The sequence below is a fragment of the Pseudoalteromonas sp. S554 genome (genome assembly GCF_005930865.1).
In the GTDB taxonomy this organism is placed as follows: Bacteria; Pseudomonadota; Gammaproteobacteria; order Enterobacterales; family Alteromonadaceae; genus Pseudoalteromonas; species Pseudoalteromonas marina.
This window is the reverse complement of the sequence record NZ_PNDV01000033.1, coordinates 1-16,628: the sequence shown is the minus strand read 5'-3', so window position 1 is coordinate 16,628 and position 16,628 is coordinate 1. Positions and strand designations below refer to the sequence as shown.

Annotated in this window: 14 protein-coding genes and 1 pseudogene; 12 read left to right on the top strand and 3 right to left on the bottom strand. The window is 39.0% G+C overall.

The window, feature by feature from the left end; all coding sequences use genetic code 11:
• Positions 1-68 precede the first annotated feature (68 nt).
• The 6 genes from ffh (at position 69) to tyrA (ending at position 5,250) form a co-directional block, all read left to right on the top strand.
• Entirely contained in the window at positions 69-1,448 is a 1,380-nt protein-coding gene (gene ffh, locus CWB65_RS07925; RefSeq protein ID WP_006792800.1) for a signal recognition particle protein, read from the top strand.
• 260 nt (positions 1,449-1,708) lie between these two features.
• Positions 1,709-1,957, top strand: a complete 249-nt coding sequence (gene rpsP, locus CWB65_RS07920; protein WP_006792801.1) for a 30S ribosomal protein S16 — start codon at positions 1,709-1,711, stop codon at positions 1,955-1,957.
• Between the two features lie 17 nt (positions 1,958-1,974).
• Positions 1,975-2,511, top strand: coding sequence for a ribosome maturation factor RimM (gene rimM / locus CWB65_RS07915; protein ID WP_006792802.1), 537 nt, complete (start codon positions 1,975-1,977; stop codon positions 2,509-2,511).
• On the top strand, positions 2,511-3,278 hold the full coding sequence (gene trmD / locus CWB65_RS07910; protein WP_033019178.1) for a tRNA (guanosine(37)-N1)-methyltransferase TrmD: 768 nt from the start codon (positions 2,511-2,513) through the stop codon (positions 3,276-3,278). The genes rimM and trmD overlap by 1 nt, the downstream gene beginning before the upstream one ends.
• 33 nt (positions 3,279-3,311) lie before the next feature.
• Positions 3,312-3,671, top strand: coding sequence for a 50S ribosomal protein L19 (gene rplS / locus CWB65_RS07905; protein WP_008132530.1), 360 nt, complete (start codon positions 3,312-3,314; stop codon positions 3,669-3,671).
• A 445-nt stretch (positions 3,672-4,116) separates the two neighbouring features.
• A complete protein-coding gene (gene tyrA / locus CWB65_RS07900; protein WP_138740352.1) occupies positions 4,117-5,250 on the top strand; it encodes a bifunctional chorismate mutase/prephenate dehydrogenase in 1,134 nt (377 codons plus the stop codon).
• A gap of 58 nt (positions 5,251-5,308) precedes the next feature.
• On the opposite strand, the gene CWB65_RS07895 is transcribed toward tyrA, so the two are convergent.
• Positions 5,309-6,466, bottom strand: a complete 1,158-nt coding sequence (locus tag CWB65_RS07895) for a chorismate mutase (protein ID WP_008132528.1) — start codon at positions 6,464-6,466, stop codon at positions 5,309-5,311.
• Positions 6,467-6,825: 359 nt separating this feature from the next.
• Here CWB65_RS07895 and CWB65_RS07890 point away from each other — a divergent pair, with 359 nt between their 5' ends.
• Positions 6,826-9,837, top strand: coding sequence for a bifunctional diguanylate cyclase/phosphodiesterase (locus CWB65_RS07890; protein ID WP_138740351.1), 3,012 nt, complete (start codon positions 6,826-6,828; stop codon positions 9,835-9,837).
• A 15-nt stretch (positions 9,838-9,852) separates the two neighbouring features.
• Here the strand turns inward: CWB65_RS07890 and CWB65_RS07885 are convergent, their stop codons facing one another.
• A complete protein-coding gene (locus CWB65_RS07885) occupies positions 9,853-10,182 on the bottom strand; it encodes an SUI1 family translation initiation factor (RefSeq protein ID WP_138740350.1) in 330 nt (109 codons plus the stop codon).
• Positions 10,183-10,316: 134 nt separating this feature from the next.
• Here CWB65_RS07885 and CWB65_RS07880 point away from each other — a divergent pair, with 134 nt between their 5' ends.
• The 4 genes from CWB65_RS07880 to CWB65_RS07865 all read left to right on the top strand — a co-directional run bounded on the left by CWB65_RS07880 (position 10,317) and on the right by CWB65_RS07865 (position 14,255).
• Positions 10,317-10,622 (top strand): STAS domain-containing protein, encoded by a 306-nt coding sequence (locus CWB65_RS07880; protein ID WP_006794681.1) that lies wholly within the window; start codon positions 10,317-10,319, stop codon positions 10,620-10,622.
• Entirely contained in the window at positions 10,622-12,274 is a 1,653-nt protein-coding gene (locus CWB65_RS07875) for a fused response regulator/phosphatase (protein ID WP_138740349.1), read from the top strand. Before CWB65_RS07880 ends, CWB65_RS07875 begins: the two co-directional genes overlap by 1 nt.
• A 56-nt stretch (positions 12,275-12,330) precedes the next feature.
• A complete protein-coding gene (locus CWB65_RS07870) occupies positions 12,331-12,984 on the top strand; it encodes a GAF domain-containing protein (RefSeq protein ID WP_008132520.1) in 654 nt (217 codons plus the stop codon).
• Positions 12,985-13,064: 80 nt separating this feature from the next.
• Positions 13,065-14,255: an amino acid aminotransferase gene (locus tag CWB65_RS07865; RefSeq protein WP_006794684.1), complete on the top strand. Its 1,191-nt coding sequence runs from the start codon at positions 13,065-13,067 to the stop codon at positions 14,253-14,255.
• 87 nt (positions 14,256-14,342) lie between these two features.
• Here the strand turns inward: CWB65_RS07865 and CWB65_RS07860 are convergent, their stop codons facing one another.
• Complete coding sequence (locus tag CWB65_RS07860) at positions 14,343-15,548, bottom strand: aromatic amino acid transport family protein (protein WP_008132517.1); 1,206 nt, start codon at positions 15,546-15,548, stop codon at positions 14,343-14,345.
• Between the two features lie 326 nt (positions 15,549-15,874).
• Between CWB65_RS07860 and CWB65_RS07855 the strand changes: the two are divergent.
• Positions 15,875-16,504: pseudogene (locus tag CWB65_RS07855) on the top strand (DMT family transporter); the annotation flags it as partial.
• Positions 16,505-16,628 lie beyond the last annotated feature (124 nt).

The following is a 16,628-nucleotide window of genomic DNA, read 5'->3' as shown; positions in this document are numbered from 1 at the left end:
ATTAGTCGAGCTAGTAGCTAAATCGGCTGGGTAATTAAATTGGTATAACGTTTTATCGGAACCGATACATGTTTGAGAATCTCCAAGAACGATTAGGTAAAACCTTAAAAAATATCAGTGGCCGTGGCCGCCTAACAGAAGACAACATTAAAGATACTCTTCGCGAAGTGCGCATGGCCTTTTTGGAAGCCGATGTGGCTTTGCCAGTTGTTCGCGATTTTGTAAAGCAAGTTAAAGAACGTGCAGTGGGTGTTGAGGTAACTAAAAGCTTAACGCCTGGGCAAGTGTTTGTAAAAATTGTGCGTGAAGAGCTTGAAAAAGCGATGGGCGAAGCAAACGAAGAGCTGAGCTTAAACGCACAACCGCCAGCAGTTGTTATGATGGCTGGTTTGCAAGGTGCCGGTAAAACGACCAGTGTTGGTAAACTTGCTAAGTTTTTAAAAGAGCGCAAGAAAAAATCAGTGCTTGTTGTTAGTGCCGACGTTTATCGTCCTGCAGCAATAAAACAGCTTGAAACGTTAGCCACAGAAGTTGATGTAGATTTCTTTCCAAGTGATATTTCACAAAAGCCAGTTGATATTGCTACTGCGGCTATTACACACGCTAAAAAGAAATTTATTGATGTTGTATTAGTTGATACAGCGGGTCGCTTACATGTGGATAGCGACATGATGGATGAAATTAAAGATCTTCATTCAGCTATCAACCCGATTGAAACATTATTTGTTGTTGATGCTATGACGGGTCAAGATGCGGCAAATACTGCAAAAGCATTTGACGAAGCTCTGCCACTTACTGGTGTGATATTAACTAAAACAGATGGTGACGCCCGAGGCGGTGCTGCTTTATCTATTCGTCATATTACAGGTAAACCCATTAAGTTTATGGGTGTGGGTGAACGTACAGACGCACTTGAACCTTTCCACCCTGACCGAATTGCATCGCGAATTTTAGGCATGGGTGATGTACTTTCATTAATCGAAGAAGTCGAAATGAAAGTCGATAAAGAGCAAGCTGCCAAAGTTGCCGAAAAAGTATTTAAAGGCGCAGGCTTTACGCTGGATGACTTTGCTGACCAGTTAAAGCAAATGAAAAATATGGGCGGCATGATGTCGATGCTTGATAAACTTCCTGGTATGTCTAATTTACCTGACGCGGTAAAAGGTCAGATGGGTGATAAAACCTTCATTCAAATGGAGGCTATCATCAGCTCTATGACAAAACAGGAGCGAGCTCGTCCAGAAATCATTAAAGGGTCGCGTAAAAAACGTATTGCAGCAGGTTCTGGTACACAGGTACAAGAGATCAATAAGTTGCTTAAACAATTTACGCAGATGCAAAAAATGATGAAAAAAATGAAAGGCAAAGGCGGGATGCAAAAAATGATGCGCGGTATGAAAGGCATGTTGCCACCGGGCATGATGGGCGGCGGCGGTCCAAAATTTTAGATTTTTAGTAAGCGTTGCACTTAAATTAATCACAACGCATACAAAAAAGGAGCAAATTGCTCCTTTTTTGTTGAATAATTTATGCACTCGGTACTGCATTAACTCTAATTTTTAGCCTAGATCACGGTTTAACCTACTAAACTGGCTTTTTGCTTCACTTCTTACTTGCGTTATTGCTAAAAACTCGTACAATTCACCGGCTCCCCATACTGGGGAGTAAATCTTATTAATGAAAACAGTCAATCTATTTAGAGGACGGTATGGTAACTATTCGTTTGCAACGTGGTGGCGCTAAAAAACGCCCTTTCTATCAAATTGTGGTTGCGGATAGCCGTTTCTCGCGTGACGGTCGCTTCATCGAGAAAGTTGGTTTCTTTAACCCAATCGCTTCGGGTCAGGAAGAAAAACTTCGCTTAGATTTATCTCGTGTAGATCACTGGGTAGGTCAAGGCGCAGGTCTTTCAGATCGTGTAGCTAAATTAGTTAAAGACGCTCGTAAAGCGGCTTAATAGGCGTAAGTGTAACCATGAGTCAAGAGAACACCTCATCAATAATTGTCGTAGGAAAGCTCGGCGCCCCTTATGGTATAAAGGGCTGGCTTAAGGTACATTCATTTACTGATGATCCCGCAGGGATCTTCGATTTCAGCCCGTGGTTGATAGGGCAACAAGGTAAATGGCAGTCCTTAGAAGTGGTCGACTGGCGTCGCCACAACAAAGGCTTTATCGCTAAATTTGCGCAAGTAAACGATCGAGACGAAGCAATGGCTTATACCCATGCAGAAATCTCAATGGATGCAACGCAATTACCAGAACTACCGCAAGGTGAGTTCTATTGGCGAGATCTCATTGGCATGTCGGTTGTAACTGATAAAGGTTATAACTTAGGCACTGTTGATGACTTGATGGAGACAGGGTCGAATGATGTACTGGTTGTGAAAGCAAACAGTAAAGATGCATTTGGTCAATCGGAGCGTTTAATACCTTTTTTAACTGATTCAGTTATCAAAGATGTTAAATACGACGTAAAAGAAATTACCGTAGACTGGGATCCTGGGTTTTAATGACTCAAACTAGTTCATTGTGGGTTGGGGTGATAAGCCTTTTCCCGGACATGTTTGACGCAATTACCCAACAAGGGGTTACTGGTCGCGCAGTAAAAAATGGGTTAATTAATTTTAACTGCTGGAATCCACGTGACTATGCTTTAGATAAGCACAGAACTGTAGATGATCGTCCTTACGGGGGCGGACCAGGTATGTTAATGATGGTTAAACCATTGGAAAAAGCTATTCTTGACGCTAAAAAAGCGGCAGGTGATGGTGCTAAAGTAATTTATATGTCCCCACAAGGGCGCAAACTTGATCAGCAAGGGGCTAGCGAACTCGCTAACTCTGACAAACTGATTTTGATTGCCGGTCGATATGAAGGTATAGATGAGAGAATAATAGAGTCATACGTTGACGAAGAATGGTCAATTGGTGATTTTATTTTGAGTGGTGGTGAACTACCTGCCATGACATTAATTGACGCAGTAGCGCGATTGGTGCCAGGCGTGTTAGGTCATAACCAATCAGCAGAGCAAGATTCATTTTCGGATGGCTTGCTAGATTGCCCTCACTACACACGACCAGAAACATTGGACGACAAACAAGTTCCTGCTGTATTACTCAGTGGTAATCACCAAGCGATAGCAAGGTGGCGGCTTAAGCAGTCATTAGGCAGAACTTGGATACGACGTCCTGACTTGTTGCATAACCTAGCTCTGACTGAGGAGCAAGCGGTATTACTCGCAGAATTTCAGCAAGAGTACCAAAAAGCTTGTGGCTAGAAGACAGTTACACCTAGGAAAGTGAGAAACATAATGGCAAAAGTAAACCAAAATATTATTAAAGCGCTTGAAGAAGAGCAGCTTAAAACAGACGTACCTGCATTTGGCCCTGGTGATACAGTGGTTGTACAGGTAAAAGTAAAAGAAGGTGCTAAAGAGCGTCTACAGGCCTTTGAAGGTGTTGTAATCGCTAAGCGTAATCGTGGTCTTCACTCAGCATTCACAGTTCGTAAAATCTCGAACGGTGAAGGTGTTGAGCGTGTATTCCAAACGCACAGCCCTCTTATCGATAGCGTAACAGTTAAGCGTCGCGGTGCAGTTCGCCGTGCTAAGCTTTACTACTTACGTGAGCGTTCTGGTAAATCTGCACGTATTAGAGAAAAACTTAACTAATACGCGCTGTTTATCAACGCAAAAAACGGGTTGCAGTCTTCGGATTGCGACCCGTTTTCGTTTTTAAGCGGTCTAGATTTTTATTGTAATGTTGAGTGGCGCAGGCAATATTACATATTTGAAATAAATTGGCACAAAGAACGTTTCTTTTTTTATTTACTGCAGCTTAGGTTTAAAATTTTTTATTGTTTTTACGCAATGGGTTTATCGATATTTAGCTCACTACTAAAAAACTGAAGACTCATTGATCATTCCTTACAAAAGCTTTTGAGATTTTGTCCATAATCTAACTGATAACATAAATTCACCATTGGTTTTAACCTTGCTATATGTGATCAGCCCTTTTAACGTCTAACGTATCCTGTTAGTATTTATCGTATTGATTAGTTTACTTTTATGTAAATATTAATTTACAAAATTTGATTTTTGCAAGGTGGGATTGGACGTGGCAAATATAAGTGATTTGGCCCAACTAAGACAAGGTATAGATGAATGCGATGCACAGCTTGTTGCTTTACTAGCTAAACGTAATGGTATTACCCAAAAAATTGGTGAAATCAAACAGCAAACAGGTGCGCCTTTACATGCACCAGAGCGTGAAGCTGAATTACTAGCGGCTAGGCGCCAAGAAGCAATTAATCAAAATGTAAGTCCTGATCTAGTTGAAGATATTCTCAGGCGGATGATGCGTGAAGCATATCAAAACCAACAGGCTAAATTAGCGTGTGCAGCGCCATCACTTTCACCTATTGTTATTGTGGGCGGTCAAGGGGCGATGGGGCAGTTATTTGCCCAACAATTTATTCGCTCAGGTTATGACGTCAAAATATTGGATAAAGAGCAGCAAGATGATGCCCAAAGCATTTTAACTGGTGCAAAACTGGTAATGATCAGTGTACCTATTAATGCTTTAGAGTCTGTAGTTGCTAAACTACCAAAACTAGATGATGACTGTTTGCTCGTAGATATTACATCAGTAAAGCAATCGCCAATCAAAGCATTAAAAGCAGCTCATAGTGGTCCAGTTGTTGGTTTACACCCTATGTTTGGGCCTGATATTTCACATTGGGTAAAACAAACGGTAGTTGTATGTGAGGGCAGAGAACATAAAGCGGCAAAAGGGCTATTAGAGCAGTTACAAGTGTGGGGGTGTCAGCTTGTAGAGTTAGATGCTAAAAAACACGATGAAGCCATGCAAATAATTCAGGTCATGCGACATTTAACAACGTTTGTTTATGGGCAGTTTTTAGCAAAGCAAAGCCATACTTTAGCAGAGTTACGAAGTTGCTCGTCGCCGATATATCAATTAGAGCTAATGATGGTAGGGCGTTTGTTTGCGCAATCACCTGAGCTTTATTCCGATATAATGTTGGCTCAGTTTGATGACGTTGAAAGTTTGTTGGCTCAATACCAAGATACCTTTGCTCAAACGCTTGAAAAGCTTAGGGTAGGTGATAAAGCAGCCTTAATGGAGGCATTTGCAGATGCTAAATCATATTTTTCAGACTCAACTGCGCATTTTTTAACACAAAGCCGCAGTTTACTTAATAAAGCGAATGACGCTAAGGTCCTGGACTAGTTTTACATCAAATAAATGTAAAGGGGCACATTTTGTGCCCTTTTTTAATAGTCTATATTTAAGTATTCACACTAACAGCTTGTAATGTTTCACTTTGGTAGCAACCTAATATGCGCACATATTGGGTATGTTCTTTAAGTTCCTCTAGCGCTTCTTTTACTTGGGTATCAGCCAAGTTTGCCTCTAAATCAACATAAAACACTTCTTCCCATGGGTTGCCTGGGGTAGGGCGTGATTCCAGTTTTACCAAGTTTATTTTGTGTTGCTTGAAGATCATCAGTGCATCAGCAAGTGAGCCGGCTTGTTGTTTGGTCGACATGATCAAGCTGGTCTTCGTTGGTATTTGATTCGACACATGCAAAGGCTTACGCGCTACGACTATAAAGCGGCTGTGGTTTTCGCTTTGATTAGCTAAGTTTGATTTAATAACTTCAAGGCCTACATTTTTACCAGCTTGAGCTGAGCCAATTGCAGCACTATTTGGTGTACTGAGCGCAGATTGAAGCGCTGAAGATGTTGAGTCACATGTTTCATGTTGCAAATCCCCTAACCCTTGTAAAAAGCGGCTACATTGCGCGAAGGGTTGTGGATGAGCAAATACTTTTGTGAGCTGTTCAAGTTGTGTATCAGGTTTAGCTAATAAGCAATGCTCAACACTGTGTGTCACTTCACCAACAATAGATACTTGTGCGTGTTGTAGTAAATCAAATACTTCGTTAATACTGCCTGAGCTGGTATTTTCAATAGGAAGTAATCCAAAGTCTGCTTGCCCGCTTTCTACCTTGGAGGTGATTTCTTCAAACGATGAACACCCAATTTCAACGAGTTTGCCGGGGCGACGGCTAAAGTACTTATGGCAAGCAAGTTGGCTATATGAGCCTTGCCCACCTAAATAAGTAACACGGTGTGTTTCGCTTAATGCATCAGGGTTTAGGTTTTTTTGCAGCATTGCTTGCTGGTGTAATACGGAGTCTTCTAGGATTGTTTGAAAAACATTGTTTACATAATACGCATCTAAGCCAAGTGACTTGCCATAACCAATTAATTTTTCTAGTAGTGCTAGTTCACGGGCTTCATCACGAATAGGCTTGTTATTTGCAATTTTATATTCAACAACACCATGACTAATACGGCGCCGTTTAGCTAGGAGTACGAGTAAGTCAGAGTCTATTTCATTTATATCATGTCTTAATGTGTTTAATACATCGTTGGTCATTTTGGGGTTCCTCATTCCAAAAGTCATCTGCGTAAATGCAGCATATACAAAAAAGCCTCCCGGTTGGGAGGCTTTACTATTCGATTGATTTATCTCACAAACAGGCCAGCCTCTTTTATTTAAAGAAGCTAAAAAAAGAAAAAATAATGCGAGAATAAAATATGTTCATGCAGTTAATGTATGGAGAGTTAGGGGTAATGTCAATAACATACTTTACTAAGATAGTGCTTAAGTATTGATTATTTCAACTTTTGTAATTTTTTTATAAAGTTTACAAAAAATTTATAATAATGAATTTGAATCTGGTATATTTCATTAACAGCTAAATAATAACAACTATTAATAATTAAGGTTGGCTTGTGCTATATAGACGCCCTCCATCGCGTTTTGGAATAAACTCTTTAAGTGTGAAATTGTCGTTACTCATATCCTCAATTTGTTTAATTGCGGGTGTTTGTGCTGCCTTTTTTATGCTTAAATCTGAGGAAAAGCAGCTGGTTTTTGAAGAGCACGAAGTACTAAAAAGCTCGACCGATTTATTAGTAAGGCAATTTAAAGAACGAATAGAAACAAAAGTTAATATTGCCAAGCAGGCTAACAACATAGTTAATGACCAGTTATTTCAAAAAAACTCCCCAATTGATCTAACCAGTAAAGCGCAACTACAGTTTAATAGTGATGGTACTATTCGAAGTGCTTCATCTGATGGTTTATCTGCCGCGTTTTTACCACAAGAAAAGTACACACCTTTTTACAAACAGTTATTCAATAACTCTGAAGCACTATGGGATGTTATCTCACCAACATTGGTTTATGACTTCTACAATTTTTACCTTATAACTAATGATGACTTTATTAGAATATCGCCACCTAATTGGGCGTTAAATGCTCCTGCTGATTTTCGAGTAAGCGGTGGTTCAACTTATAAGTATGTTCGTGAAAGTTTAGGCAACTCTGTAGAACCTGAATGGTCAAAGGTTTACTACGATAGAGTATGGCATGATTGGGTGATCAGTTTACTGGTTCCTATTTATTCGAATAATGAATTTATAGGGGTTACAGGCAGTGATATTACGCTAAATAAACTCGTGTCTTTTTTACCTATAGGAGACAAAGAAAAAAACTTACTTGTTTTTGATAGTAAAGGCCAATTATTGGCCCACCCAGATTTGAGTACTTCATTACTTGCTGAATACGGAAAAAATAATAAAAAAGTGGCTATGGACGATTTTGTAAACCCGCAGCTCAAGTCAATTATTAGTGAGGCAATTGCGACAAAGCTCCCTGAATATGCAAGTTCTTTTATACAAAATGACGAGGCGCACTTAATCAATATTCAAAAAATTGATCAGCTAGATTGGTATATAGGGGTTTATAAAAAGCGTTCTTCTACATTGTCTGCTCTGCAAGATTTGAAGCTTAAGTTTTTTGGGCTCTTTATTCTTTACGCTATTTTAGTTGCCTTGTTATTGCATCAAGCCTTGCAGCATCTTGTGTTACGCCGATTGCATTCACTTGTTTATGCGGTATCGAGCTTTGGTCAGGGTAAACTAGATACTCAATTTCCAGAAGAGAATAAAGACGAAATTGGTACGCTTAACGGTTCGTTTAAAGATATGTCGGTTGAAATTCGTAAATTAATTGATGGACTTAACCAGCGAATAACTGAAAAAGAAATAGCCGAAAAAGCAGCTAATCGATTATCAAAAGCAGTCGCTTTCTCTGGCACAGGTGTTGTTATAACTGACGAGAACTTTGTTATCGAATACGTTAACCCCAAAATGTTAGAGATGACAGGTTATCCAGAAAGTCATTTCACTCGAGCGCCACTTTTAAACATTATTGCGTCTGATATGGCTATTTTGGTCGAAGATATTGATATAGACCTACGTAGTCGTAACTATTGGCGCGGTGATACGTTAATTGAAAGCAAAGATAAACAGCCTATTTGGGTTTCATTGAGCGTTTCACCGATACGAGAGGAAGGCGGTAATATCACAAGTTATGTTGCTTCCGCACAAGATATCTCGTTTGTTAAAGAAAGCCAGCGCAAAATGGAACAGCTCGCTTATTTTGACACGCTAACAGGTTTAGCAAACAGAACCTTCTTCAGAATGCAGTTGCGCAAATCTCTTGCGCTTGCAGAACGTGGTCATTATGCCTTTTCACTTTTTTACTTTGATTTAGATGAATTTAAGCGAATTAATGACACCCTTGGACATGACGCAGGCGATCAATTATTAATACAGGTCGCGAATAGATTGAAGAAGCGCCTAAGATCAGAAGATACGATTGCACGTTTAGGCGGCGATGAGTTTGCAGTATTACTCAGTGGAATTGAAAGCCAAGAGCACGCAACCGATGTAGCAAATACAATACAGCAAACGCTTAATATGCCAATTATGCTAGGAAATAACGAAGTAATTATAAGCGCGAGTATTGGTATTACTATGGCGCCATATGACAGCCTTGAAGAAGATCAGCTTCTGAAACACGCGGATTTAGCAATGTATGAGGCCAAAGAGAAAGGGCGTAATACGTTCCACTTTTATAGCCAAGAGCTAAATGCAGCTGCAAATGAGCGATTATTTATTGAAAACGAGCTGCGTATTGCGTTAAAAGAAGATCAGTTTGTGGTTTATTATCAGCCGCAGATAGATAGCCGTACTCAAAAGGTTGTAGGATACGAGTCATTATTGAGATGGTTCCACCCAACAGAAGGTTTAATACCGCCAGATAAGTTTATTCCTATAGCTGAGGCGACAGGACTTATTGTTGAATTAGGTGAGTGGGTATTACAGGAGTCATGTGATTTCGTTGTGAGATTAACAGAGCAAAACCGTGAAAATAACGTATCGATTAACTTATCTGCTCGCCAATTTAAAGATTCGAATCTTGTGCCGACCCTAAGTAAGATGATTATTACATCGGGCGTATCGGCTAAACGATTACATTTAGAGTTAACTGAAAGCATGTTGATGGGGAACGTAGAGGCTGCTATTGCTCAACTTCATGAGCTAAAAGCACTAGGTATTTCTATCTCAATTGATGATTTTGGAACGGGGTATTCTTCGCTTAGTTATTTAAAACGTTTTCCGGTAGATATACTCAAAATAGATCGTTCATTTGTGCAAGATATCCCAGAAGATAGCAATGATATGGAGATTACTGCCGCTATTATAGCAATGGCTCAAAAGCTTAATTTAGATGTGGTTGCTGAAGGGGTAGAAACCATAGAGCAAGTTGAGTTTTTACAAAATAACAACTGTTTTATAGTGCAAGGGTACTATTACAGCCGCCCAATTCCTGAGTCTGATTTACCAGATTTATATCTAAAGCTGGGTGAAGTACCATTTAAAAAAGTAATGTAGTTTTATAATTGCGGGTTAACCACCCGCAATTTTCACTTTAAACTTCAAGCTCCCTAAAATTGCTTTTAACTTATCTCGGTCATCGCCTTGGACTTCTATAACGCCTTCTTTTACAGCGCCACCTTGGCCCATTTTACTTTTTATTGTTTTAGCTAACTTTTTTAAGTCATGTTCTTTTGGGTCTATGCCAACAACAAGCATTACGCCTTTACCTTTACGGCCTTTTGTTTGACGCTCAATACGAACAAAACCATCTTTGAAAAGCTTAATATCAAGCTCTTTTTCTGGTTTTGGCTGGTCAATACGTCCAGTGCTTGTTGAATATACTAAGTGACTATCTGTCATGGTTTACCTTATTCAGTCAAAATGTATTAAGTAATGGCGTAAATGATAGCAAATTTGCTGTTGTGTGTTTTTCTTTTTGCTAAATACTTTTAACAGGTTATATTTAGTCAAAGATACATTTAACGGAGAAATCGATGAATTTAACTACCCGTACATCAGCCGATGGAAAAGCGCTAACAATACAAATAAAGGGAAAGTTTGACTTTAATTTAGTGCAGTCTTTTCGCCAAGCCTATGCTCAGATAGACAGTAGCACTAACAAAGTGATTGTAGATTTAAGAGAAACTGACTATATGGATAGTTCTGCACTAGGCATGCTTTTAAATATGAAAAAAACTTTAGAAGATAAAGTGACTGTGTTTGAAATCACTAATTGCCAGCCACAGCTGAAAAAAATATTACAAATATCGCGCTTCGATAAGAAATTTGATATTAGCTAATGGCAGCACACGTTCTTATTGTCGATGATCAGGCATTAAACCGTATTTTATTAAGTCAAATGCTCAAAGATGAAGGTTATCAAGTATCGATGGCCTTCAACGGCCAAGAAGCAATTAAAGTCCTTGAGCATGAAGCCATAGACATTGTGTTACTCGATGTAATAATGCCGGTTATGGATGGTTTTGAGACAGCCAAAATAATAAAAAATAAATACAGTGAAGTTTATTTACCTATTATTTTTATTACTTCGTTAGACGACAAAGCAAGTTTTGAAAAATGTTTAGAAGTTGGCGGGGATGACTTTATCCACAAGCCATTTGATAAAGTTATTCTTCACGCAAAAATTAAAGCTCATAGAAGAACTCGTGAGCTAAGTAAAAAAGCCAACCAGCAAAAGCAACTGCTCGAGTATCACCACAATCAAATTGAACGTGAACACGAAATAGTTGAGCACATATTTAATAATTCACTCGAATATCAAGATGATTTTAAGCAACATCTAGATTTTAATTTATCGCCAGCATCCATGTTTAATGGTGACATGTTTTTAGTTGCACAAAGTCCCATTGGTAACTTGTATTGCATGCTGGGTGACTTTACTGGGCATGGCTTGGCAGCTGCTATAGGTGCGCTACCTGTCTCTCGCGCATTTTATACAATGGTAAATAAAGGTAAGGCCGTTAATGATATTGCCTTTGAGCTAAATACACTTCTTTACAACCTGTTACCGGGGCATATGTTTTGCGCGGCTACCATTGTGGAGCTCAGTGCGTCAGGAAAAAGTATATCAGCGTGGCTTGGTGGCTTACCCGATGCATATTTGATCAATACTAAAGGTAATATAGAAAAGACATTAGAGTCTCAACACATGGCATTGGGTATATTAGACAAACATGAATTTGAGTACGATTTAATACATTTTGAAGTAAATAGTGATACACGTTTAGTTTTTGCTACCGACGGCATAACAGAAACCACTAATAAGCAGGACGAGTTTTTTGCTGAAGAACGCTTTATAGCATCATTAAAAAGTAAGCCCATGATCTCTTGTGAAGAAATAATTGCTGATGTGAGTGATTTTGCGCAGGGCTTACAACAACAAGATGATGTAAGCATTGTCTTGCTTAACTGTTTGCCTTTGCTGGTGGAAGAAAAGCCGAGAGAGCCTTTTTCAACGCTTGCCTTCAATTTGTCATTAAGCCTTAATTCAAAGCAAATTAAGCAAACCGATCCTGTCTACGATATTGTCAATATTCTTAGCCGAATTGAGGGATTAAATGATCATCGCTCAAACATTTTTTTACTCCTTTCTGAAGCTTATAACAATTCACTTGATCATGGTGTTTTAGGATTAGACTCCGCAATAAAGCTGCAAGAAGACGGTTTTTTTAAGTTTTATGAAATGCGTGAGAAAGCCATAAGTGAGTTAAAAGATGCCATGATCATTATTGATATACGCTACTGCCCAGAAACACTCAGTTTGTATTTTATCATTTGTGATTCGGGGAGGGGGTTCAGTAGCCAATCAAATGATGAAATGAGTGGCAATAATGAATTTGGGCGTGGTCTTTCACTGCTTGAAGAAATTGCAGAAAAAGTCACATATAACGCCAGTGGTAACCAAGTTGAAATGTCCTATAAGTTGATCTAGCTCTGTGAAAATATCCATGCTATCATTTCTGGCAACTTAGATGTATGGATGGCCAAATGATTTCTTCTTATTTAACGCAAGCGCAGTTGCGCGTTAATGCAAACTTAATTTCAGCCGAGCTTGAAAAGCTTGAGCACTATCTAGCGCATACATCTTTACCAGAAACGCGTTGGCAGTATCAAATACCTGAATTAGGTGAAGGCGGGGCGTGTAGCTTATTTGGTTACTTGCAAGATGAGCCTTTTAACCTTGCTGATTTTATAAATAAAGATAGCAATACCAAGCTTGCACAGCTGCAAAGTATTGTTAACTATGTACACGCGCAAACCGGTGTTGACTGGTATGGTATTTATCAATCAACGGACACAGATGAAGGTAAACAACTTTTAAAGCTTGCTTATCATGGTGTACCTAGCCGCCCTCTATTTCCGCTTACAGAGGTCTTTGCTGCAGGAAGCAATAATGTTCAAGTGGCGTTATCACAAAAAGGTCGCATTATTAATAATGTAGAGAAGTATCTAGCACAAGGTGGAGAGTATTATACCTGTGACCCTAAAGTTAAATCTGAAGTATGTTTGCCTTTATTTAATGCCCAAAATGAGTGTGTAGGTATTATTGATGCTGAAGCATTTGATAATGACTTTTTTGATGACAAAGTTTTGGCCATTTTAATTGCGTGTTGTATTAAAATTCCTCACTCACTCGTGTAAATAACACTAGTCAACGTGATGTGCTTTTATGTTAAGCTAAGCTTAATTGCTAACCCATAAATATAGATAAGAGATAGCCCATGTTCTCAGTATTAAAACCATTACCAACCGATCCTATTCTTGGCCTTATGGCGGCCTATAAAAAAGATACAAACCCTAATAAAATTGATTTAGGTGTGGGTGTTTATAAAGATGAGCACGGTAATACACCTGTATTAAACGCAGTGAAGAAAGCAGAAGCATTTCGCTTAGAAAATGAAACAAGCAAATCTTATATTGGCTTAGCAGGTAACTTAGACTACTGTCAAAAAATGGAACAGCTATTACTTGGTGAGCACCAAGCATTATTAGCAAATCGCGTGCGTACAGCACAAGCACCAGGTGGTACAGGTGCACTTCGTGTTGCTGCTGAGTTTATTAAGCGTTGTAATACAGATGCAACTGTATGGGTTACTACACCTACTTGGGCAAACCACATTAGTTTATTTGAAGCTGCGGGTTTAACCGTAAAAGAATACCCGTACTACGACTACGAGAATAAAGACCTGCTATTTGATGAGATGATCAATACCCTTAAGCAAGTACCAAAGGGTGATGTAGTGCTATTACACGCATGCTGTCATAACCCAAGTGGCATGGATTTAAACGAAGCTCAGTGGAACACAGTAGCAGAGCTTGCTAAAGAAGTTGGCTTTACACCATTAGTAGATATAGCTTACCAAGGCTTTGGCTCTTCACTAGAAGAAGATGCACGCGGACTTCGTATTTTAGCTGATGCCGTTGAAGAGTTAATTATTTGCTCATCGTGCTCTAAAAACTTTGGTTTATATCGTGAGCGTATCGGTGCATGTTCATTAATTGCAAAAGACAGTGCGACAGCTGATGTGTCAAACTCAGTAATGTTAAGTGTGGTACGTAGCATTTATTCAATGCCTCCGGCACATGGTGCTGATATTGTTAACACTATTTTAAGCAGTACAGAGCTTACGCAAATGTGGCATGCTGAACTTGATGAAATGCGTACGCGTATTAATGGCCTTCGTAGTTTAATTAAAGAAAGCCTAGCATCAAAAGACATAGCGCAAGACTTTTCATTTATTGAACGTCAACACGGTATGTTTTCGTTCTTGGGTATTAATAAAGAGCAAATTGAGCGATTACAAAAAGAGTACGGCATATACATTGTTGGCTCAAGTCGTGTCAACGTAGCCGGTGTTAGCAAAGCAAACCTTGATTACTTTGCAAATGCAGTTGCTGACGTTTGTAAATAAACGTAGCTAATATAAAAAAAACCGCACTTCATTAATCATGGTGTGCGGTTTTTTATTAACTAAATTTTGGTATTACAAAAGCAAGCTTTAACCAATTGCAGGTATAACCCCACTCATTTGCATAAATTGCGCAGTAATTATTAGCACACCACATAACGCTGCAATCAATAACCCTGTACGACCACTGCGTACTTTATAACCAGTGTTGCTACTGGTTGAGGCACGTTGTTTATAAACCATAGCAACAGGTAAAAATACAGCCAGTACAACTAAAGCAATGGCGGCATAGCCAAGGGCCATTATGAAGCCTTGCGGGTAAAAAAGAGCAAATCCCAAAGGCGGAATAAATGTAATAAGCGCTGTTATAACACGGCCTTGGTTGTTATCTCCTTGTTTAAATGCATCAGCAAAAAAATCAAATAAACCTAGGCTTACACCTAAAAATGAAGTCGCTAACGCTAAATCAGCAAATAATTTCACCGCTATAGATACATTTGAATTATGTGCAATACCTGCAACACTGGCTACAAAACCACTTAAGCCCTCACTATTGAGTAAATCGCTTTGGCTCATAATACCTTGGCTTAATAGTTGCCAAAATATGTAAATGAACAAGGGTAATGCTGCGCCTGCAATCATCACTTTACGCAGAACTTTTACGTCAAGACCTACGTATTTAACAATTGATGGGATAGAGCCGTGAAAACCAAAAGATGTAAATACCACAGGAATTGCCGATAATATTAGCCCTTGCTCAACAGGCATTTCGAGCAAGTGCTTTGATTGTACATAGGGCGTAAGCATATAAAATAGGCTAGCTAAAACAATCACCTTGATTGAAAAGAGTATTCTATTAAATTTATCTACCTTGCTAGTCCCTAGTGTAACCACGCTTGCAATAATGACCGCCAAAATAACGGAGCCAAATTGGGGGGCAATTTCTAATTCAAATCCAAGGTTGATTCGCTCTTGAAGCTGAGCACCACCGCCTGCGATATAAGCTGCACATAAAGCATAAAATAAAAACACCATTGAAAAATTGGCAATGTATTGACCGCGCTTCCCAAGCCAGCGTTTAGCAAGTGTATTTAACGTTGCATCACGAGGGGCAAACTGATGTAGCTCTAGCATCAGCAAGGCGGTGTAAGTCATTAATATCCAGCTTGCAACAATGAGTGCAAGTGCAGTCATAAAACCTAAACCAGCAGAAGCGATAGGTAAAGCAAGCATACCTGCACCAATAGTGGTACCAGCTACAATTAACATGCTACCTGTTGTTTTATTTTTGAGCACTTAATTACCTTAATTACTATTAATTTACACGCACCATATAACTAGAACGGTAAAACTCAAATAGTTTTGTTATAAATGGTATTAAATAAAATGTAACTTACATTTTACAGCTGTATATTTAAGCATTATTTAATCTTTAATATGATTAAATATCTATTCATAAACCCTTTACAGCGTATAATTCTATTACTAGTTATTGAGCGTTTATATCTTAAGATTAAACTGACCGTTAATTATGTGTACTGTAACTAGTGCATTAATACGCTTGGCTGGCTTTTTCCCTCAAAACCCACTCGCCTTATTTTTAACTAACAAAGGAATGGTACGTGCCTGTTAAAGTTTCGTATTTTTTAATGGTTCTTATATGGTCCACCACTCCGCTGGGTATAGTGTGGAGTAGTGAGAGTGTTTCGCCATCACTAGCGGTGTTAATGCGTATGCTCGTTGGGCTATTTATTGGTGCGCTTGTCGTTGCAGTCACTAATGTAAGAGTGCCGTGGAGTAAGCAAGCCTGCCTACTCTATGCTTACTCAAGCATTGGTATTTTTGGTGGCATGTTATTGAGTTATATGGCGGCTAGAACAGTGCCTTCTGGCATTATTTCACTTATGTTTGGATTAGCTCCTATTTTATCGGGATTGCTTGCTCAACAGCTATTAAACGAGCCTAAATTTAGTTTTATAAAACTCATTGCTTTAGCAAGTGCGTTAGTCGGACTTTATTTTGTAAGCTATAACCAAGTACAAAACTCACAAACTCAGGGATTTGGGCTTGTATATGTATTTATGGCTGTATGCTTTTTTAGCTTAAGCGGTGTGATGATAAAGCGGGTGAAAATTGCAATTCACCCTATGGCCACAACATTTGGTGCACTAGTATTTGTAACGCCATTATTTTTTATTGCGTGGTGGGTGCTTGATGGTGAGCTTAATATACAAAACTGGAATTTAAGGTCTGAATCGCCCCGAGTTCATCGGAGACCAGTTTGTTTAAGTCAGGCCACTTTACCTGACTCGTTTAAATTATCATAGTAGTCTGTTTCATATTGAGCTGGTGAACTTAAACGAATTGAAGCTCAAT